This is a genomic window from Bacillus cereus group sp. BfR-BA-01453, from assembly GCF_022662915.1.
Lineage (GTDB): Bacteria > Bacillota > Bacilli > Bacillales > Bacillaceae_G > Bacillus_A > Bacillus_A paranthracis.
In genome coordinates, this window is record NZ_JAKUEN010000006.1 from 77122 (window position 1) to 97138 (window position 20017).

The following is a 20017-nucleotide window of genomic DNA, read 5'->3' on the forward strand; positions in this document are numbered from 1 at the left end:
GATAGGAGTGTAATGATGTCAAATCTTCTAGAAATTGAAAATTTAAGTAAATCATTTGGAAACAAAGTTGTTTTAAGAGATGTTTCTTTCAATGTGCCGTCTGGATCAATTGTTGGATTCATTGGTAACAATGGAGCTGGGAAATCAACAACCTTTAAAACAGTATTACAATTAATTTCTAAAGATAATGGTACAGTAAAAATATTTGGTAAAGAAAATATAAATAAAGATGCCAAGATTAAGGAAAAGATAGGAGTCGTATTTGATGCTATGAATCTCCCGGCTCATCTTACAATAAAACAACTAAATAAAGTTTTTGAAAAGATGTTTGAATCTTGGGATAGAGAAAATTTTTACCGATTAGTTCATTCTTTCTCTGTACCTACTAATGAGAAAGTAGGTAAATTCTCGCGTGGAATGTCAATGAAACTATCTATAGCTGTTGCATTGTCACATAATGCTAAATTATTAATTCTAGATGAAGCGACGGGAGGTCTTGATCCTTCATCTAGGGAGCAGGTATTAGAGGAATTAAAAGGTTTTGTGAATAAAAGTAATGGTGGTATATTACTCTCTTCACATATTATGAGTGATGTAGAAAAAATAGCTAGTCATCTTATTGTGATAAAAGATGGAGAAATTTTATTGAATGAAGAAAAGAATAAGGTTTTGAACAATTATGCCATTGTAGATGTTGATGAGGAACAACTAACTTTAATTAACAAAGATATAGTTGTGGTGGAAAAGAATAATGGCTCTTATTTCAATGTACTTGTATCAGATGTGCATAAACTACCAAATGGGATTGCACATAGAACCATTTCGATAGAAGAAATGAGTGTCTTATTAACGAGGAGTGAAAAATAAATGAGAGGTTTATTATTGACAAACTATTATCTAGTGTATCGAACTTTCTTTACGTTCATGGGAATAGCGATATTAGGGTCGGGATTTGTTTTTTATTTTGGTAATGCTTCAATGTACCGTTTAATTGCTACATTCATTATATTATTTGCTGCAATTCCTGCACTTGAAATTATTAAATATGAGAGTAAGTCGGGGTATGAAAAATATGTACTTACTTTACCGGTTACTAGAAATAACATTGTGCAAAGTCATTACCTTTTCTATTTTTTAGTTGTAATTATTGGTACTTTATTGTCGTATGGCATATTTTATATATATAGTTTCGTTTCAGATACACCAATTGATGATGGGATATGTAAGAGTGTTTCTTTAGGGACGTTCATCATCCTTAATGCCGGAGCAATAGCCTACCCACTTCTCTATGTTTTTGGAGCAGAAAAATCTGATGCTATTACAATTGGAGGCGCATGCGGGGGACTTGTTACTTATTTTGGATTACAAAGTGTAATTGGCTATCTAATAGAACAATTTCCAATATTAAATTTAAATTCATCTTTATACGTTTCCATTTTATATACGATATTTGGCGTTATCATATATATCTTTTCTTTTGTTATTTCGGTATTTATATATCGTAAGAAGGAATTTTAGTATATCTTCTCTTAGTATTTTCTGAATTATTTCCAAAGAAATAATTCAGAAAATACAGAAAAATGTCGTGATTATTTGTAGAAGTCTGTTATAATAAACGAAAAATGAAAGCGTTTTAAAGGGGGATATAATCAATATGATGATGAATGTACCGCTAACAATTAGTTCTATGATGGAAAGAGCAGAAAAACTGTTTTCGAAAAAAGAAATTGTTTCACGGACACATGACACGGTTACGACATTAACGTATAAGCAGTTAGGTGAAAGAACGAGAAGGCTTTCCAGTGCGTTAAAAAAATTAGGAATTAAAGAAGGCGAGCGTATAGGAACGTTAGCGTGGAATCATCATCGACATGTGGAAGCGTATTTTGCTATTCCTGGTATTGCTTCCGTTTTGCACACAATTAATATTCGTTTATCTCCTCAACATATTTCATACATTATTCAGCATGCAGAAGATCGAATTCTACTTATTGATGAAGATCTTGTACCACTCATTGAAAATATTCAATCACAATTAGCAACTGTACAAGCCTACATTATTATGACTGATAAAGATGAAATTCCAAATACTACGCTAGAACCTGTATATCATTATGAAAAACTATTAGAAGAAGGCGATCCAAATTTCCAATTTGTAAAAGATATTGATGAAAATACACCTGCTGGTATGTGTTATACGTCAGCGACTACAGGAAATCCAAAAGGTGTTGTATATACGCATCGTAGTACTGTACTGCATTGTATGGCACTCGGTTTAGCAGATACAGCTGCTTTATCGGAAAGTGATGCGGCAATGGCTATTGTACCGATGTTCCATGTGAATGCTTGGGGACTACCTTTCGCAGCTACTTGGTTTGGATCAAAACAAGTGCTTCCAGGACCGATGTTTACGCCGAAAATTTTATTAGAAATGATTCAAGCTGAAAAAGTGACGTTAGCTGCTGGTGTGCCGACAATTTGGCTTGGTGTATTACAAGAATTAGAAAATAATAGTTACGATTTATCTAGTATGACGAGAATATTATGCGGTGGTGCAGCTGCACCGAAAAGTGTTATTAAAGCATTTGAACAGAAACATAATGTTCCGTTCATCCATGCATATGGTATGACCGAAACAAGCCCACTCGTAACACTTGCACGTTTAAAAAGTTATGAAACAGAATTATCGTATGAAGAGCAATTAGAAATTAGATCAAAGCAAGGGTATCTTGTCCCTGGTGTAGAAATGAAAGTAGTCGGTACAAATGGTGAAGTGAAGTGGGATAGTACGGAGATGGGAGAGCTATGTTTACGAGCACCATGGATCGCTGCAAGCTATTATAACGATGAGCGTACGGTCGAAGGTTTTCGTGATGGTTGGTTATATACAGGAGATGTTGTCACAGTCGATGAGGAAGGTTGCGTAAAAATTGTCGACCGCACGAAAGATGTGATTAAAAGCGGAGGCGAGTGGATTTCTTCAGTAGACCTTGAAAATGCTTTAATGGCACATGATGCTATATTTGAAGCGGCTGTCGTTGCCGTTCCTCATCCGCAGTGGCAAGAGCGACCAGTTGCCTGTGTCGTTCAAAAGAAAAATAGTACAGTAACAAAAGAAGAAATATATGAGTTTTTAAAACCACAGTTTGCAAAGTGGTGGTTACCAGACGATATTGTATTTATGGAAGAAATACCGAAAACATCTGTTGGGAAGTTTTTAAAACAGGCGCTTCGGAAAGAACTTGAGCATTTGCATAAAGAGAAATAATGGAATTTATATTTGTAAACCTAAATTAAAAATAAGTTGACAAACGCTAGATAGAAAGATAATATAACTCCTATAATATGTTATCTAAAAATCATTTCGAGTTTACAAATAGGAGAAGCAAATATGAATACAAAAAACTTAGTTTTCGTCGCTTTATTTAGTTCTATTATGGGAGTGTTAGGGTTAATACCTCCAATTGCTCTTTCTATTACACCAGTTCCAATTACATTACAATCACTCGGTGTTATGCTTGCTGGTGGATTGTTAGGATCACGTCTTGGTGCATTAAGCCAGCTTATTTTCTTACTTATTGTAGGAGTTGGAGCGCCATTACTTGCTGGTGGACGTGGTGGCTTTGGCGTATTTGTTGGGCCAAGTGCAGGATATTTACTTGGTTATATCGTTGGAGCATTTGTCATTGGTTACTTAATTGAGCGTTTACGTGAAGTTTCTATTATAAAAGTATTATGCATTAATATAATTGGTGGTATTTTCGTAGTTTATGTATTTGGTATTATTGTACAAGCTTTCGTAATGGATATTTCTATATGGCAGACGATGAAAGTAAGTGTCGCATTTTTACCAGGGGATTGCATAAAAGCAATTATAGCAGCAATTCTTGTAACGAAATTACATCGTTCATTGAAACATATTATTACGCCTGCTTTAAAGAGTGGGAAATATACAAAAGCGGGATAAGAAAGAGAAGAAACACGTTTATTGCGTGTTTCTTTTTAGTATTTTGTAAAGAAAGGACATCTCATATGGGAATAACAAAAGAATATAAAAAACATGCCTCTTTACAACCGAATAAAATAGCAATAAAGGAAAATGATCGAGTTTTAACATATAAAGAGTGGTTTGAGTCAGTGTGTAAAGTAGTAAACTGGTTGGATGAAAAAAAGTCAAAGAATAAAACGATAGCAATTGTATTAGAAAATCGTATCGAGTTTTTACAACTATTTGCAGGTGCTGCTATGGCCGGATGGATTTGTGTACCATTAGATATAAGGTGGAAACAGGATGAGCTTAAAGAAAGGATTGCAATTAGTAATCCGGATATGATTGTGACAGAGAGATATAAGTTAAATGATTTACCGGATGGAGAAGGAAGAGTAATTGAAATTGATGAGTGGAAAAGGATGATTGAGAAATATCTTCCTACATATTTCCCTATAGAGAATGTACAAAATGCTCCTTTTTATATGGGATTCACATCAGGATCGACTGGGAAAGCAAAAGCGTTTTTACGTGCGCAACAATCGTGGCTTCATAGTTTTGATTGTAATGTACATGACTTTCATATGAAAAGAGAGGATTCGATTTTAATAGCTGGGACGCTCGTTCATTCTCTTTTTTTATACGGGGCAATAAGTGCATTATATGTAGGAGAAACGGTACACATTATGAGAAAGTTTATTCCAGATCAAGTACTGGATAAGTTAGAAACGGAACGTATTTCGGTCATGTATACAGTTCCTACAATGCTTGAATCTTTATATAAAGAAAACAGAGTAATAGAAAATGAAATGAAAATTATTTCGTCAGGGGCGAAATGGGAAGCTGGAGCGAAAGAAAAAATAAAGAGTATATTTCCTTATGCGAAAAGATATGAATTTTATGGTGCATCGGAACTGAGTTTTGTAACAGCATTAGTTGATGAAGAGAGCGAAAGAAGGCCAAATTCAGTAGGGAAATCTTGCCACAATGTGCAAGTGCGAATATGTAATGAAGCAGGAGAAGAAGTACAGAAAGGTGAGATAGGAACTGTTTATGTGAAAAGTGATCAGTTTTTTATGGGATACATATTAGATGGGATTTTAATTCCAGAGTTGACTGCAGATGGCTGGATGACAGTGCGAGATGTAGGTTATGAAGATGAAGAAGGATTTATTTATATTGTCGGTAGAGAGAAGAATATGATTTTATTTGGAGGAATTAATATTTTCCCAGAAGAAATAGAAAGCGTATTACATGAACATCCAGCTGTTGATGAAATAGTTGTAATTGGTGTGGAAGATAGTTACTGGGGTGAAAAACCTGTCGCGATTGTAAAAGGAAGTGCTACGAGGCAACAATTAAAGAGTTTTTGCTTACAACGATTATCCTCTTTTAAAATACCGAAAGAATGGTATTTTGTAGATGAAATACCTTATACAAATAGCGGGAAAATCGCTCGTATGGAAGCAAAAAGTATCATTGAAAATCAGGAGAAAATATATGAATAGAGCAGTTGTTGTAGAAGCGAAAAGGACACCTATTGGTAAGAAGAATGGGATGTTAAAAGACTATGAAGTTCAGCAATTAGCAGCGCCGCTTCTTACATTTTTAAGTAAAGGAATGGAGAGAGCAATAGACGATGTCATATTAGGGAATGTTGTTGGGCCAGGAGGGAATGTTGCGAGATTATCTGCTTTAGAAGCAGGGCTTAGTCATCATATTCCGGGTGTAACGATTGACCGGCAATGTGGTGCCGGATTGGAAGCGATTCGCACCGCATGTCATTTCATTCAAGGGGGGGCCGGTAAGTGCTATATCGCCGGAGGAGTAGAGAGTACAAGTGTGTCACCTTTTCAAAATAGGGCGCGATTTTCACCAGAAACAATTGGCGATCCTAATATGGGAGTAGCGGCTGAATATGTTGCAGAACGTTATAACATCACGAGAGAAATGCAAGATGAGTATGCTTGCCTCAGTTATAAACGAACACTGCAAGCATTAGAAAAAGGATATATATATGATGAAATATTGTCTTTTCATGGATTATTAGATGAATCTATAAAGCCAGAAATGAATTATGAACGAATTATTAAAAGAACAAAACCTGCATTTTTACAAAATGGTACAGTAACGGCAGGTAATTCGTGTGGTGTCAATGATGGGGCATGTGCTGTTCTTGTAATGGAAGAGGGGCAAGCTCGAAAATTAGGATATAAGCCTGTCCTTCGTTTCGTTCGTAGTGCTGTAGTTGGAGTAGACCCAAATCTTCCGGGGACTGGTCCGATATTTGCGGTGAACAAATTATTAAACGAAAGGAATATGAAAGTAGAGGACATCGATTATTTTGAAATAAATGAAGCATTCGCCTCAAAAGTTGTAGCTTGTGCAAAGGAGTTACAAATTCCGTATGAAAAATTAAATGTAAATGGTGGTGCAATTGCGCTCGGTCATCCGTACGGTGCATCTGGGGCTATGCTTGTAACGCGCTTGTTTTATCAGGCGAAACGAGAGCGTATGAAATACGGAATCGCGACGTTAGGAATAGGGGGCGGGATAGGTCTTGCATTATTATTTGAGAAAGTAGAAGACTAGAAAGGAACTAGTTTTCTACTTTTTGAGGAACATAAGCATTGCTACCACGTTTTGCTTTTATTTCATTCCAAGCAGCGATAGCATCAGCTTTTGATTTTCCTTTATTATTTGGATCTTCGAAAAAGTCACGAGTAAAACGATTGTATTCAAACTGCGCACTGATCGTTGTTTTATATGTAGGGTCTTTTTTACGTTCGTTTTCTTCATACCAAAATGTTATCGCGTCTTCATATGTTTTTCCAACATTCTCTTTAAAAAACTTTTGAAGAGCTACTGTAAAGCGGAAGTTTGCTCCAATTTTTTCTTTGAAAAAAGCCCGAACCTTTTCGCTACAGCGGTGATTTTCAGTAATAACAGTTTGAAGAGAAAGGTCTTTATAAGAGAGAGAAGTTTTACTCGCTTTTGGACCAGAGCTGTTTTTTAATATTTTACCAGTATGTAAATAATGGGAGATACGCTCGATTATTTCAATCTTAGAGCCACTAGCTGGTAAACCATTCTCACGACAAAATGTTTGAAGTTCTGCTTTTAACCAATAATAGTTTTGGAAATCTTCAAGTGATATAGACTTTGTTAAAGATGGACGCATGAATGTAACAACTTCTTTCTTCCATAATTTTCTTTAATTATAAAACGTACGTTCTTTTTATGGAAGGATTAATTTGTAAATATAATAGGAAGAGGAGATTACATATGGAAAATGTAATGCAAGTTCGTGTTACCGGAATTTTAATTGAAGATGAAAAGGTATTGCTAGTAAAGCAAAAAGTTGCTAATCGGAATTGGTCTTTACCTGGAGGAAGAGCAGAGAATGGCGAAACGTTAGAGGAAGCAATGATTCGAGAAATGAGAGAAGAGACAGGGTTAGAAGTTAACATTCAGAAGCTACTCTATGTTTGTGATAAACCAGATGCACGCCCGTCTTTATTACATATAACGTTTTTGCTTGAAAGGATTGAAGGTGAAATTACGCTACCTTCTAACGAGTTTGATCATAATCCAATTCATGATGTGCAAATGATACCGTTTAAAGATTTAAGTCAGTATGATTTTTCGGAAACTTTTATAAAACTGGTAAATGAAGGGTTTGCAAATGCAGGGAGTTATCAAGGTTTGAAACAAAATATAGGTCTGTAAATATAGGGGAAGGATAGCCGTTTGCTATCCTTCATAACATGTTTTACACTGCTGACTGTAAAGAAGAAATAAGTTGATTTAAAAACTCATCCCCAGTCATAAACGCTTTTCCACCGCCACGAGCACTTTTTTTATTTCCGCCACCTTTTCCTTCAATTGCAGGAAGTGCATCTTTTAAAAGAGCATTCATATCAAACGTGACTGTTTTTCCGCAAGCAAGAATACATTGTAATTTGTCCTCGTTTTCAATAACAAAATATGTAATGGCATGTTCTTGTTGTTCTGTAATAATAGCGGATAGTTTTGCGATTTCTTGCATAGAACGATTTGTAAACACTTTAGAAATAAGTATGCTAGCATGTATTTTGACAGGCTGTTGAAGTAGTTCATTTGCCTCTGTATATAATAATTTTTCAGTCATTGTTTGCATTGCTTTTTCATTTTCTTTTTGAGAAGTAAGCAGTTGTGCTACTTTTGCTGGAATATCACTCTCGCTACTGTTTAATTGTTTGGAAACATCCTTCATAATTTGTTGTTGTTGCCCTATTAATTTAAGTGTGCGCCAGCCAGCGATAAACGTTAGTCGTATGCCACCTTTATTGCGTTCCCAGCTAAGAACTTGAATAGGACCTACTTCACCAGTACGTTTCGGGTGTGTTCCGCCACAGCCGTTATAATCAAAGTTTTCGATCATAACAATGCGTATATTTTCTGTCATATTCGGTTCTTTACGAAGAGGTAATGTTTTCGCTTCTTCTAAGTCCATCCACTCTATACGGATTGGATGGTTTTCAAAAACTATATTGTTTGCAATTTGTACTGCTTTTTCAACTGTTTCTGTATGCAGATTTTCTGTTTCTAAATCGATTGTTACCGTTTCTCTACCAAGATGGAATCCAATCGTAGGTATGTTAAAATAATCCCAAAAAGAAGCAGATAAAATATGCTGAGCCGCATGTTGTTGCATATGATCAAAACGGCGCTCCCAATTGATTTTACCTTCTACTTCTTCTGTATGTAATTGTTCTACAATGAAGTGGCGAATTTCTCCATCTATCTCTTCTACATTGATTACATCGATGTCATTTAATGTGCCAGTATCATACGGTTGTCCGCCACCTGTCGGATAAAATGCCGTTTCGTTTAAAACAACGTATAAGTGCCCGTCTTTATCATAATCTTGCTTTATAATTTTAGTAGTAAAGTCCTTTTTATAAGCGTCAGTGTAATATAATTTTTGTACCAATTTTCTTTCCCCTTTCATGTTCACTAGTTTCATTGTAAAACAATTGAAATTAGTTTCCTAATATTTCAGAAGAAAGAAACTTTTTTTGGAATTTTCTTGCTATAATAAGAAAAAGAAAATGCGGGGGTGGAATGAATATGTTATATGAAAACGGCGTAGATAAACTGCTTAGTTTAAGCAAAAATATTTCTGAATTGTATCGAGAATTAAACGAAATGACCCGGATTTTAACGGATTGTAACCGTGAAAGTGTGAAGTTTGATCGGTTATATGTAAAAGAGGTACTGTGGAAGAAAGAAGATGTAATAGAGAAATATGACGAGCTGCTTGTACAACTTTGTATAAATGAATGCTTTGATCTAAAAAGTGTCATTACAGGGGAATATAAGTATACATATGAAGAAGTAGAAAACATCGTTTTACAATTTAATGAAAAGTATAATGTCGCAATTTTAATTAAAGATGTTTGTAAAGAATTACAGTTTACATATGGCATAGATATGGATATAACGAGAACAGCTCGAGTATCAACAGCTCAAGTATAAAAAGGGAAAAGAAAGCAAATCCTTTGCTTTCTTTTTTTATGTGATAACAGGGAGAGTAGGTTTTTAAGATGAAGGGGAAGTTACAAAATATTCATCCGTTAGGAATGACAATTATAATAGGGACTTTATTTGCGAGGTTTGCCACGTCAATGAGTATTCCTTTTTTAGCAATTTATTTAACGACTGTTAAAGGTGTATCAGCTGGAATGACGGGTGCTATTATTGGAACGAGTGCACTTGTTGGAGTGTTTGCTAGTTTTATCGGAGGGAATTTATCTGATCGATTTGGTCGAAATATGATTCTAATATGGTCCATGATTGTTTGGGTGTTTGTATTCATAGGATTTTCACTTGCAGATCATGTTTTAAGTTTCTTTTTATTAAATGCTTTGAATGGATTATGTAGGTCCTTTTTTGAACCGACGTCAAGAGCATTATTATCAGATTTAACGAAACCAGAGTATCGTTTACTCGTATATAATTTGCGTTACGGTGCAATCAATGTTGGAGTAGCGATTGGGCCACTTGTCGGATTACAAATCGGAAGCGCAAAATCTACAATTCCTTTTTTAGTAGCAGCGGGAGTATATATTCTATATACAGCTATATTAGCATTCCAATTTAAGAATTATCCAATTGAAAAAAAGAAAGTAAATATAGAAAAGCCTGTAACAATGTTAAATGCAATTCGCATTTTGCGAAAGGATGTTGTATTTTTAGTTGCGTTAGTTGGTATTATTTTGAGTAATTGTGGTTTTTCTCACTTAACGACGACAGTATCACAATATTTTGCAAATGCACATATATTCCAGGATGGAGTGAAATTATTTTCATATATGTTAGCATTAAATGCGATTGTTGTAGTCGTAATTCAATATCCTGTTATTCAAATGTGTAAAAAGTATACACCATTAGCATCCATTATGGTTGGAACTTTATTTGTGAGCGGGGGATTATTTGGATTTGGAATAGTAGAATCTATGCTAGGTGCTGCTATTTGCACAATTATTTTTACAATTGGAGAAGTCTTAATGTTTTCGATGACGGATGTATTTATTGATGATATAGCTGTTGCGCATCTAAAAGGAACGTACTTTGGAGCAATGGGCTTTTCAGGAATTGGAGCAGTAATTGGTCCATGGTTTGGGGGCGTACTTCTCGATTATTACGGGTACCAAAATGGATTTGTAGTATTTTCAGCGCTAGCTATATTTTCAACTGTAGCGTTTCCAGTACTGTTAGTTACGAAAGGTTTATTGAAAAAAAGATATGATGGAAATTCTAATATGAAAGTACATGCGAAATAACATAAGCCCCAGTTACCAACTGGGGCTTATGTTTGTATTATATTAACTCCTAATTTGAAAAAAGAACTTGCTTTTCATGTTTATCAGCTACTTCATTTTTGGAAATATGAATGGCTAAATATCCATTCTCTAAGCAGGCTAGCATCTTTTTATAAATAATATTATCGGGTAAAGGAATGATCCTCTGCAAAGAAATATTTTTATGAAGTATGCAAATGTTTAGGCCTGTCTTCATCTTTTTAATGACTACATTTTGTTCTGTCACATTTGGTACATCTGTTTCCAAAATGTATTCTTGTTCCGTTTCACAAAGGTCAATATGAATTTGATTTGGGAAACTAAAGTTGCTACAAGAATCAGAACAAAACTGATCCATCCATTCTTCGAAACCATCAACATGAAAAAGACAATCCTTCTTTTTCTTGCCCATGTAAGACACCCTCCGTAAAATCTCAATTCATACTATGTTATGCATGAATGAAGTAGGGGTGAAGAATAAATGGAAAAATATAAATATTGTATGTGGAAAAGGTAGCTAGTGTGCACTTTTTGTGTTACATATCATGATGCGCATGATGTTTTTGGCGTGAATGGTTACGGTTTTTTACTTTATGAGATCCGCTTAATGGTTCGGGTTGTCCTTTTTTTTCTTTCACTTCACGATTGTTTTTGCTCATTGTCTGTGACACCTCCTCTTTCTTTTTAGAATGAGAGAAGTTTGCAAATTTATACGAGAATGTTTTTAGAAAAAAAGGTAAAGATAAGTGGGACTAACTATTATGGAAAGGGGATTGTATAATGCCATATCATAAAGATAAGCAACAAGCTTTTCAAGCAGCGCAGCAAGGTGTTACACAAGCAGAACATGCATTTAACAACATTGTAAAAAATGATCCAAACTACGGTCATGATTTAAAAGAATTACGCCAAGAGGTTCAGGAAGCCTATGAACAGATTCAAAATGCACTAGAAGTAGCTTCGGAAACACAACGCCCACAACTTGAGCAATACGAAAATAATCTTCAAAATATTATGCAGCATGTAGATCAATTAGAAAAGTAAATGAGGTTGTTGTGTGTTCGACAACCTCTTACTTTAACGAATATTATGCGAAAACAGAAAATTTTTCTACTCATTTTTTCTTTATTATGCGCAGTACATATATTTCAAGTTGAAAAAGTGGAAGCGAAAATGTTGCTCAGAAAAGAGCTAGAACCAACTGGCTATGTAACATGGGAAGTACCTAATAATGAAAAGATTATTGCTATTACATTTGATGATGGACCGGATCCAACTTATACACCACAAATTTTACATTTATTGCGCCAATATAAAGCAGAAGCGACATTTTTTATGATTGGATTTCGAGTGCAGCGTAATCCATATTTAGTGAAACAAGTGTTAAAAGAGGGACATGAAATTGGAAATCATACGATGAACCATTTGTATGCGAGTAATTCATCAGATGAAAAATTAGAAAATGATATTTTAGATGGAAAGAAATTTTTAGAAAAATGGGTGAAAGAACCTTTACTCTTCCGTCCACCTGGTGGATATATTAACGATGCTGTATTTAAAACAGCGAAAGAAGCTGGTTATCAAACTGTTCTATGGTCGTGGCATCAAGATCCACGTGATTGGGCAAATCCAGGGGTTGAATCCATTGTAAATCATGTAGTGAAACATGCTAAAAGTGGCGATATTGTATTGTTACATGATGGGGGAAATAATCGTAGTCAAACAGTAGCGGCGCTAGCAAAAATATTACCTGAACTGAAAAAGCAGGGCTATCGATTTGTAACGGTTTCGGAATTGTTACGTTATAAACATTAGAAAAAATCCCAAAAGGTGAATGCTCCTTTTGGGATTTTTCGTTACTGGTTCTTTTTGCGTTTCTTATTATTTTGTCGTTCTGCAGCAGTTAAGTTTTCATTTGCAAACTCTTCGTTATAACCAGCACCTTGTCCTTGTGCAGATGCTGCATTCATTCCTGAAATAGTATGATTTGCTTTTCTTTTACCCATTTTATTTCACCTCTATAACTTTTTTGTAAGTTGCATGATGAGCAGTTCATAGTATGTATGAACTGTAAAGAAAGCGCTAATAGAGCACTTTACTTTATGGTAATAGTATTCATAAGGAACATGAACACTATTCAAATTTAGAAACATAAAGAAAACTTATGATAATCTATAAGTTTCTTATTATTTACTTATTTAGAAAGTTGTAATAAGATATTATCGTAAGGTATTGAAAAGTTTGTCTACATTTTATATTCAGACAACTTAGTCACGTTTAACAGGGGGGAAACATAATGGTCAAACATAATCCATTTCAATCACGTGCAACTTTTGAAGTAGATGGAAAAACGTATCATTATTATGATTTGAAAGCGCTTGAAAATGCAGGGGTTGGCAACGTATCTCAATTACCATATTCCGTGAAAGTTTTACTTGAATCAGTACTTCGTCAAGTAGACGGACGTGTAATTACAGAAGAGCATGTTACAAATTTAGCGAAATGGGGAACGAAAGATGTGCAAGATATCGATGTTCCATTTAAACCATCTCGTGTAATTTTACAAGATTTCACTGGTGTTCCAGCTGTTGTAGATTTGGCTTCGCTTCGTAAAGCAATGGCAGACATGGGTGGGGATCCTGATAAAATCAATCCAGAAATTACTGTAGACCTTGTAATTGACCACTCTGTACAGGTTGATAGAGCGGGTACGGCAGACGCGCTTGCATTCAACATGGACTTAGAGTTTAAACGTAATGAAGAACGTTATAAATTTTTAAGCTGGGCACAAAAATCATTTGATAACTACCGTGCAGTTCCGCCAGCTACAGGTATTGTACACCAAGTAAACCTTGAATATTTAGCACCAGTCGTTCACGCGGTAAAAAATGCTGAAGGTGACTTAGTTGCATACCCAGATTCATTAGTTGGAACAGACTCACATACAACAATGATTAACGGTATCGGCGTTCTTGGATGGGGCGTTGGTGGTATTGAAGCAGAAGCAGGAATGCTTGGACAGCCTTCATACTTCCCAGTACCTGAAGTAATCGGTGTGAAATTAACTGGTACACTTCCAAGTGGTACTACAGCAACAGACGTTGCATTAAAAGTAACACAAGTATTACGTCAAAAAGGTGTAGTTGGTAAATTCGTTGAGTTCTTCGGTAATGGACTAAAGAGCATGCCTTTAGCTGACCGTGCAACAATTTCAAATATGGCACCAGAATACGGCGCAACTTGTGGATTCTTCCCAATCGACGAAATTTCATTAGAATACTTACGTTTAACAGGTAGAGATGAAGAGCAAATTCGCGTTGTTGAAGAATACTGTAAAGCAAACGGCTTATTCTATACAGCAGACAGCAAAGATCCGATTTACACTGATCTTGTTGAAATTGATTTAAATACAATTGAATCTAACCTTTCTGGACCGAAACGCCCACAAGATTTAATTCCACTTTCAGATATGAAAGATGCGTTCCACAAAGCTGTTGTAGCACCAGTTGGAACACAAGGACTTGGATTTAATGAGCAAGAGTTCGATAAAGAAGTGAAGGTTACATTAGAAGATAAAGAAGTAACGATGAAAACAGGTGCAATCGCAATCGCTGCAATTACAAGCTGTACAAATACATCAAACCCATACGTATTAATTGGGGCAGGTTTAGTTGCGAAGAAAGCAATTGAAAAAGGACTTAAAGTACCTGAGTACGTAAAAACATCATTAGCACCAGGATCTAAAGTTGTTACTGAATACTTAGATAAATCAGGTTTAACAACGTATTTAGACCAATTAGGTTTCCAAACAGTTGGTTACGGCTGTACGACTTGTATCGGTAACTCTGGTCCATTAGCGCCAGAATTAGAAGAAGCAATCGCAGCAAACGATTTATTAGTAACATCTGTTTTATCTGGTAACCGTAACTTTGAAGGTCGTATTCACCCGCTTGTAAAAGCGAACTACTTAGCATCACCACCACTTGTTGTGGCTTATGCACTTGCAGGTACTGTTGATATTGACCTGAAAAATGATGAAATCGGTAAAGATGCAAATGGCAATGCTGTTTACTTCAATGACATTTGGCCATCAGCTAAAGAAATTGAAGATGTAGTCCAAAGTGTTGTTACATCTGAACTGTTCAAGAAAGAATATGCACAAGTATTTAACAGCAATGAGCGTTGGAATGAAATCCAAACTTCAAACGAAGCTTTATATACTTGGGATAATGATTCAACATACATTCAAAACCCACCATTCTTTGAAGGTTTATCTAAAGAGCCAGGTGAAGTTGAAACGTTATCAGGCTTACGCGTAGTTGGTAAATTTGGTGACTCTGTAACGACAGACCACATTTCACCAGCGGGTTCAATCGGTAAGCACACACCAGCTGGACGCTACTTATTAGAAAACGGCGTACAACCAGTTGACTTCAACTCTTACGGTTCTCGTCGTGGTAACCATGAAGTTATGATGCGTGGTACATTCGCGAACATCCGTATTAAAAACCAAATCGCACCAGGAACAGAAGGCGGATATACAACATACTGGCCAACTGGTGAAGTAACATCTATCTATGATGCTGCTATGAAATATAAAGAAGATGGCACAGGCCTTTTAGTTGTTGCTGGTAAAGATTACGGTATGGGAAGTTCTCGTGACTGGGCTGCGAAAGGTACAAACTTATTAGGTATTAAAGCAGTAATTGCAGAAAGCTTCGAACGTATCCACCGCAGTAACTTAGTATTAATGGGTGTATTACCACTTCAATTTAAAGATGGCGAAAGCGCTGAAACGTTAGGTCTTGTTGGTAACGAGTCGTATGAAATTCAAATCGACAAAACAGTTAGACCACGCGATCTTGTAAAAGTAGTTGCAACTGATGCAGATGGCAACGAAAAACAATTTGAAGTAGTAGCTCGTTTCGATAGTGAAGTGGAAATTGACTACTACCGTCACGGTGGTATCTTACAAATGGTTCTTCGTGAGAAAATTGAAGAGTCTAAAGTGTCGAACTAAACAATTGAAATGAATGATAAGGAAGCTAACAACTGTTAGCTTCCTTATTTTATCCGACTTTAATGGGCAGTAAGACCCCCACCTCAAAATGCAGCGAAAGCAAAGGAGTTAGGTGGGGGATCAACTGTCCATAAAAGTCCGATTGGTTCAACTAATAATCAGTGGGGATGAAGAAAACCCCCACTGATTAAAGTTTCACTTTATGGAAAGGGATGAAACCAAATGGTTTCATCCCTTTCTTTTTGCTATAAAAAATGGAGGGAATGTCATGAAAGAATTTAAAAGAATTTTGTTACCGTTACAGAAAGAAAAAATATTAGTAATAGCAGCTGTATGCAGTGGAATTTTTGCAGCTATTTTAAATCTATCCCGTCCGCTATTCATGGGACTAATTGTAGATAATCTGATTCAACGAGAGCTGAAGGGAGCGTATTTTTACATTACTTTGTTTACAGTTAGCCGCTTGTTGATGTGGGTGAACAATCTTTCATTTGATTATGTAAGCTCAAAAGCAAGTCAACGAATATTGCAAAAGAAGCGTATAGATGTATTGCGCCATTTTTTCTTATTACCATTTGAAGAGAGTGAGAAAATCAAACAAGGAGAGTTAGAAACGTTAGTTGTGTCTGATATCCCAAACTGGGTCAGATTATATGGTTCTATATTAATAGAATATATACATGCCATTGCACAATTTATAGGTGCGTTCATAGCACTACAACATATAGATATACAGTTTATATTGTGGGTAACTCCGTTTTTATTTTTAAGTGCAACGGTTCCGGTGTTGATGGGGAAAAAGGTAAGAAATATTGCAAGTATTGCTCAAAACAATCAGTCAACTGTCGTAGAGGCAGTGTCACAGTTTGTAAAAGGAGCACAAGATTTACGTAGTTTGCAAAAAGAAAAGTGGGCCATTCGCTTATTTAAAGGAGTAACAGCACAATCTTATAAAACAGAAGTAAAGAAGACGATGATGCAACATTGCATTGGAGTAGTTGGAACAGTGATTGAAACAGGAGCATATATCGTTGTTCTCATTATAGGTGCGCAAAAAATAATGAAAGGGGAAATGGAAGTTGGTTCACTTGTTGCCGTGTTAGCGACAATTGAAATGCTCTTTTTCCCTGTCCATTATGTGGGCGATTTGTTAATGATGACACAAGTTGCAGTCGCTTCGGCAAATAGAATTTTTTCTTTTTTAGATAGACGAGTGACAAATGATAATCGAGAAAGAGCGATGGGGATAACGGTAACAAATGTTTCATTTCAGGAGAATGATGAAGAGAAATACAGAATTCATAATATTGATTTGCAAATTACTCCAGGTGAACTCGTTATGATTTTAGGAGAAAGTGGTGCAGGAAAAACGACGCTTTTAAAATTAATGACAGGTTTGTATAAACCATCTAACGGTAGCATTGTTTATTATAGTAATGAGGCTCGTATGACGACAGTATGGCAAGAACCTCGTTTCTTTCGGAAGACAATAAAAGAGAATATGTATTTTGAGGAAGAGGACTTAGAAAACGAGTTAGAAAAAAATGCTGGACTTGTAAATGTAACGCCAATTATTAGGGGGTTACCTGAAAGTCTTCAAACTGTACTACATAAAAGTGGTGAAGAGTTTTCAGGAGGAGAAAGAAAACGTCTTGCATTATTGCGAGCAATTGTTTCAAATCCAAATCTTATTATTTTAGATGAACCGACTGCTGGATTAGATCCGAGCAATCAAGAAATTGTTTGGGATATGATAGAAGGGCTGGGAGGTGAGGTCACGAGAATTGTGGCGACACATGATGTAGAGAAAGTAATACTAGCAGATCGTGTTGTCATAATGAAAGAAGGTAGTATTGTTGCATGTGGAAGTCCTGAAAAATTAATATATAGTCATTCATTTTTTAAGAAATGTGAACAAGGATAAGGGCACTGCTCTTATCCTTATTCAGCATCATTAATTTGATACTCAATAGATTCTGAATGATTCAGATCAACGTTAAAGGTAGCAGTCACAAGGAAAGTGGCAATTCCAAGAATTAAGAAAAGGACGAATGAGACTAGAGAGACGTAGAGACAAATGCGTCCTACTTTCTTTTTTTCAAGATCTTTACTAAAGAGTGAAATGATCCATGTAATAATACCGACTGGGTATAAAAGAAAACTAAGAATATATAATGTTGTTTTTTCGAATGAATTCATAAACAATCCCCCTTTTTGTTGTAGGTTTATAACTACGAGAGGAAAAAGGTGAATGGGTCCATAAGAAGATAAGCAACACTTCATCTGTTTTTCAAATTATATGATAAAAAGGAAAAAATTGCACTTTAAATAAGAATATTCTAATTATTTCGACTGTGAATATTTCCAAGCTTGTCCGTATAAGCTAAAATAAGGTATATAGTATTTTGATAAATATGTTAAAAGAAGATAAATACGTTAGGGTGATATAAAATGTGGCGGAAGCTTACGATTATTGTAGTGTTACTTTGTTTAGCGGGATATGCAGCTTATGAACAGTTTGGTAAAAACGATCAAGTGGTCCAAGGGGAGCGCACAAAAAGTGAAGCTGCTATGAAAGAAATGATTGCAAGTAATGGTATTGAAATAGGGAAGAGTGCGCCAGACATTGAATTAACGAAGTTAGATGGAACGAATGTAAAGTTATCAGATTTAAAAGGAAAGAAAGTGATTTTAAACTTTTGGGCAACTTGGTGTGGGCCTTGCCAGCAAGAAATGCCAGATATGGAGGCTTTCTATAAAGAGCATAAAGAAAATGTAGAAATTTTAGCAATAAATTATACGCCTTCAGAAAAAGGCGGGGGGATAGAAAAGGTAAGTAATTTTGCAAAGGAAAAAGGAATTACTTTTCCTATTTTATTGGACAAGAACATTGATGTAACAACAGCGTATAAAGTCATTACGATCCCAACTTCGTATTTTATAGATACAAAAGGTGTCATTCAAGATAAGTTTATTGGACCGATGACACAAAAAGAAATGGAGAAACGGATTGCTAAATTAAAATAACAGTGAAAAGGTAGAGATGGAATATAATCATTTCTGCCTTTTCTTTTTCACGTAGTGAAAGCTTCATGATATGATAAAAGAAATATAAACGTTGAGAGATAAAGGAGTGTATTTGGAGTGGGGAATATATCCTTACCGTTAGATTATGTTGTAATTGACTTTGAAACAACAGGATTTAACCCTTATAATGATAAAATTATTCAAGTCGCAGCAGTGAAATATCGTAATCATGAACTAGTAGATCAATTTGTTTCCTATGTGAATCCAGAGCGTTCAATTCCGGACCGAATAACGAGTTTAACAGGTATTACAAATTATCGTGTTTCGGATGCACCGACGATTGAAGAAGTGTTACCTTTATTTTTAGCATTTTTACATACAAATGTAATTGTCGCTCATAATGCATCTTTTGATATGCGCTTTTTGAAAAGTAATGTGAATATGCTTGGTTTACCGGAACCGAAAAATAAAGTGATTGATACTGTATTTTTAGCGAAGAAATATATGAAACACGCTCCTAATCATAAACTTGAAACGTTAAAGCGAATGCTTGGAATTCGTTTAAGTTCTCATAATGCATTTGATGATTGTATTACTTGTGCAGCAGTTTATCAAAAATGTGCCTCTATTGAAGAAGAGGCGAAAAGGAAATCGAATACAGAAGTACTTGATGAAACAGCAGTATATGAAGCGGTAAAAGAGATACTTGTACGAAATAAACGTGATATTGAATGGATTCGTTGCATGAATGTAGGAAGCTATTTAGATATAAAAGCTTTTTATCCAGTTATGAGATTAAAGGTAAAAGGGCGAAAGAAATACGTATTAACAGACATATTAGAAGATGATGTGAAAGAAATATGTACGAGTTTAGCCTGTGAACCGGCGTTAAAAAGTGAAGTTGGTAATACGAGAATTATGCTGAATAGCTTAGAGGACGTCCTGAAATTAGAAAGTTATATTTTAGAACAGTATGATTTCGTACTGCAAGCGCTGCATGATTATAAACAAAGTGAAATGAATGCAGATGAAAAGTTAAAAGAGTATTTAAATATTATGGTATGAAAAACTCCGTGTACGTTTTATTGTACACGGAGTTTTTTTAGGAGTATTAAAACATAAAATTTTCTTGCAAAT

At 35.4% G+C, this 20017-nt stretch carries 21 protein-coding genes; 15 read left to right on the forward strand and 6 right to left on the reverse strand.

Annotated features, from left to right (window positions below; translation table 11 throughout):
* The first annotated feature begins 15 nt into the window (after positions 1-15).
* From MR070_RS14310 to MR070_RS14335, 6 genes are all read left to right on the forward strand, one after another.
* Entirely contained in the window at positions 16-867 is an 852-nt protein-coding gene (locus MR070_RS14310) for an ABC transporter ATP-binding protein (RefSeq protein WP_000067340.1), read from the forward strand.
* A complete protein-coding gene (locus tag MR070_RS14315) occupies positions 868-1518 on the forward strand; it encodes an ABC-2 transporter permease (protein ID WP_242261502.1) in 651 nt (216 codons plus the stop codon).
* Positions 1519-1654: 136 nt separating this feature from the next.
* Positions 1655-3268: a long-chain fatty acid--CoA ligase gene (locus MR070_RS14320; protein ID WP_242261503.1), complete on the forward strand. Its 1614-nt coding sequence runs from the start codon at positions 1655-1657 to the stop codon at positions 3266-3268.
* Positions 3269-3391: 123 nt separating this feature from the next.
* Positions 3392-3967 carry a biotin transporter BioY gene (locus MR070_RS14325; protein WP_001093328.1) on the forward strand — a complete coding sequence of 192 codons (576 nt, stop codon included), beginning with the start codon at positions 3392-3394 and terminating at the stop codon, positions 3965-3967.
* 65 nt (positions 3968-4032) lie between these two features.
* A complete protein-coding gene (locus MR070_RS14330; protein ID WP_242261504.1) occupies positions 4033-5496 on the forward strand; it encodes an acyl-CoA synthetase in 1464 nt (487 codons plus the stop codon).
* Positions 5489-6580, forward strand: coding sequence for an acetyl-CoA C-acyltransferase (locus tag MR070_RS14335; protein ID WP_242261505.1), 1092 nt, complete (start codon positions 5489-5491; stop codon positions 6578-6580). Before MR070_RS14330 ends, MR070_RS14335 begins: the two co-directional genes overlap by 8 nt.
* Positions 6581-6587: 7 nt before the next feature.
* Here MR070_RS14335 and MR070_RS14340 read toward each other — a convergent pair whose 3' ends face one another.
* Positions 6588-7169, reverse strand: coding sequence for a DUF6434 domain-containing protein (locus tag MR070_RS14340; protein WP_242261506.1), 582 nt, complete (start codon positions 7167-7169; stop codon positions 6588-6590).
* A gap of 104 nt (positions 7170-7273) precedes the next feature.
* Here MR070_RS14340 and MR070_RS14345 point away from each other — a divergent pair, with 104 nt between their 5' ends.
* A complete protein-coding gene (locus tag MR070_RS14345; protein ID WP_242261507.1) occupies positions 7274-7717 on the forward strand; it encodes an NUDIX hydrolase in 444 nt (147 codons plus the stop codon).
* A gap of 43 nt (positions 7718-7760) precedes the next feature.
* Here MR070_RS14345 and MR070_RS14350 read toward each other — a convergent pair whose 3' ends face one another.
* The gene (locus MR070_RS14350; protein ID WP_242261508.1) at positions 7761-8963 is read right to left on the reverse strand and encodes an alanyl-tRNA editing protein; all 1203 of its coding nucleotides are present in this window, start codon (positions 8961-8963) and stop codon (positions 7761-7763) included.
* A gap of 137 nt (positions 8964-9100) precedes the next feature.
* On the opposite strand from MR070_RS14350, the gene MR070_RS14355 reads away from it, so the two are divergent.
* A complete protein-coding gene (locus MR070_RS14355; protein ID WP_000965137.1) occupies positions 9101-9508 on the forward strand; it encodes a hypothetical protein in 408 nt (135 codons plus the stop codon).
* Positions 9509-9576: 68 nt separating this feature from the next.
* Positions 9577-10815 (forward strand): MDR family MFS transporter, encoded by a 1239-nt coding sequence (locus MR070_RS14360; protein WP_242261509.1) that lies wholly within the window; start codon positions 9577-9579, stop codon positions 10813-10815.
* Positions 10816-10864: 49 nt separating this feature from the next.
* Here the strand turns inward: MR070_RS14360 and MR070_RS14365 are convergent, their stop codons facing one another.
* Together MR070_RS14365 and MR070_RS14370 are read right to left on the reverse strand one after the other, a co-directional pair.
* Positions 10865-11245 carry an Hsp20/alpha crystallin family protein gene (locus tag MR070_RS14365; protein ID WP_000516744.1) on the reverse strand — a complete coding sequence of 127 codons (381 nt, stop codon included), beginning with the start codon at positions 11243-11245 and terminating at the stop codon, positions 10865-10867.
* A 124-nt stretch (positions 11246-11369) separates the two neighbouring features.
* Positions 11370-11492 (reverse strand): small acid-soluble spore protein P, encoded by a 123-nt coding sequence (locus tag MR070_RS14370; protein WP_000042143.1) that lies wholly within the window; start codon positions 11490-11492, stop codon positions 11370-11372.
* Between the two features lie 121 nt (positions 11493-11613).
* On the opposite strand from MR070_RS14370, the gene MR070_RS14375 reads away from it, so the two are divergent.
* Both MR070_RS14375 and pdaB read left to right on the forward strand, forming a co-directional pair.
* A complete protein-coding gene (locus MR070_RS14375) occupies positions 11614-11877 on the forward strand; it encodes a hypothetical protein (protein WP_001146291.1) in 264 nt (87 codons plus the stop codon).
* 45 nt (positions 11878-11922) lie between these two features.
* The gene (gene pdaB / locus MR070_RS14380; RefSeq protein WP_014481734.1) at positions 11923-12648 is read left to right on the forward strand and encodes a polysaccharide deacetylase family sporulation protein PdaB; all 726 of its coding nucleotides are present in this window, start codon (positions 11923-11925) and stop codon (positions 12646-12648) included.
* 41 nt (positions 12649-12689) lie between these two features.
* On the opposite strand, the gene sspO is transcribed toward pdaB, so the two are convergent.
* On the reverse strand, positions 12690-12839 hold the full coding sequence (sspO, locus tag MR070_RS14385) for an acid-soluble spore protein SspO (protein WP_000518051.1): 150 nt from the start codon (positions 12837-12839) through the stop codon (positions 12690-12692).
* A 290-nt stretch (positions 12840-13129) separates the two neighbouring features.
* Between sspO and acnA the strand changes: the two genes are divergently transcribed.
* Both acnA and MR070_RS14395 read left to right on the forward strand, forming a co-directional pair.
* Complete coding sequence (gene acnA, locus MR070_RS14390; RefSeq protein WP_044793409.1) at positions 13130-15853, forward strand: aconitate hydratase AcnA; 2724 nt, start codon at positions 13130-13132, stop codon at positions 15851-15853.
* 202 nt (positions 15854-16055) lie between these two features.
* Positions 16056-17777: an ABC transporter ATP-binding protein gene (locus MR070_RS14395; RefSeq protein WP_242261510.1), complete on the forward strand. Its 1722-nt coding sequence runs from the start codon at positions 16056-16058 to the stop codon at positions 17775-17777.
* 17 nt (positions 17778-17794) lie between these two features.
* Here the strand turns inward: MR070_RS14395 and MR070_RS14400 are convergent, their stop codons facing one another.
* Positions 17795-18052, reverse strand: coding sequence for a hypothetical protein (locus tag MR070_RS14400; protein ID WP_044793406.1), 258 nt, complete (start codon positions 18050-18052; stop codon positions 17795-17797).
* Positions 18053-18304: 252 nt separating this feature from the next.
* Here MR070_RS14400 and MR070_RS14405 point away from each other — a divergent pair, with 252 nt between their 5' ends.
* Together MR070_RS14405 and MR070_RS14410 are read left to right on the forward strand one after the other, a co-directional pair.
* Positions 18305-18880: a TlpA family protein disulfide reductase gene (locus MR070_RS14405; RefSeq protein ID WP_242261511.1), complete on the forward strand. Its 576-nt coding sequence runs from the start codon at positions 18305-18307 to the stop codon at positions 18878-18880.
* 117 nt (positions 18881-18997) lie between these two features.
* A complete protein-coding gene (locus tag MR070_RS14410; RefSeq protein ID WP_000526916.1) occupies positions 18998-19945 on the forward strand; it encodes a 3'-5' exonuclease in 948 nt (315 codons plus the stop codon).
* Positions 19946-20017 lie beyond the last annotated feature (72 nt).

Coding starts and splice junctions, on each gene's coding strand:
- MR070_RS14310 (WP_000067340.1), top strand. CDS start 16: ATGTCAAATCTTCTAGAAATTGAAAATTTAAGTAAATCATTTGGAAAC.
- MR070_RS14315 (WP_242261502.1), top strand. CDS start 868: ATGAGAGGTTTATTATTGACAAACTATTATCTAGTGTATCGAACTTTC.
- MR070_RS14320 (WP_242261503.1), top strand. CDS start 1,655: ATGATGATGAATGTACCGCTAACAATTAGTTCTATGATGGAAAGAGCA.
- MR070_RS14325 (WP_001093328.1), top strand. CDS start 3,392: ATGAATACAAAAAACTTAGTTTTCGTCGCTTTATTTAGTTCTATTATG.
- MR070_RS14330 (WP_242261504.1), top strand. CDS start 4,033: ATGGGAATAACAAAAGAATATAAAAAACATGCCTCTTTACAACCGAAT.
- MR070_RS14335 (WP_242261505.1), top strand. CDS start 5,489: ATGAATAGAGCAGTTGTTGTAGAAGCGAAAAGGACACCTATTGGTAAG.
- MR070_RS14340 (WP_242261506.1), bottom strand. CDS start 7,169: ATGCGTCCATCTTTAACAAAGTCTATATCACTTGAAGATTTCCAAAAC.
- MR070_RS14345 (WP_242261507.1), top strand. CDS start 7,274: ATGGAAAATGTAATGCAAGTTCGTGTTACCGGAATTTTAATTGAAGAT.
- MR070_RS14355 (WP_000965137.1), top strand. CDS start 9,101: ATGTTATATGAAAACGGCGTAGATAAACTGCTTAGTTTAAGCAAAAAT.
- MR070_RS14360 (WP_242261509.1), top strand. CDS start 9,577: ATGAAGGGGAAGTTACAAAATATTCATCCGTTAGGAATGACAATTATA.
- MR070_RS14365 (WP_000516744.1), bottom strand. CDS start 11,245: ATGGGCAAGAAAAAGAAGGATTGTCTTTTTCATGTTGATGGTTTCGAA.
- MR070_RS14370 (WP_000042143.1), bottom strand. CDS start 11,492: ATGAGCAAAAACAATCGTGAAGTGAAAGAAAAAAAAGGACAACCCGAA.
- MR070_RS14375 (WP_001146291.1), top strand. CDS start 11,614: ATGCCATATCATAAAGATAAGCAACAAGCTTTTCAAGCAGCGCAGCAA.
- pdaB (WP_014481734.1), top strand. CDS start 11,923: ATGCGAAAACAGAAAATTTTTCTACTCATTTTTTCTTTATTATGCGCA.
- sspO (WP_000518051.1), bottom strand. CDS start 12,839: ATGGGTAAAAGAAAAGCAAATCATACTATTTCAGGAATGAATGCAGCA.
- acnA (WP_044793409.1), top strand. CDS start 13,130: ATGGTCAAACATAATCCATTTCAATCACGTGCAACTTTTGAAGTAGAT.
- MR070_RS14395 (WP_242261510.1), top strand. CDS start 16,056: ATGGAAAGGGATGAAACCAAATGGTTTCATCCCTTTCTTTTTGCTATA.
- MR070_RS14400 (WP_044793406.1), bottom strand. CDS start 18,052: ATGAATTCATTCGAAAAAACAACATTATATATTCTTAGTTTTCTTTTA.
- MR070_RS14405 (WP_242261511.1), top strand. CDS start 18,305: ATGTGGCGGAAGCTTACGATTATTGTAGTGTTACTTTGTTTAGCGGGA.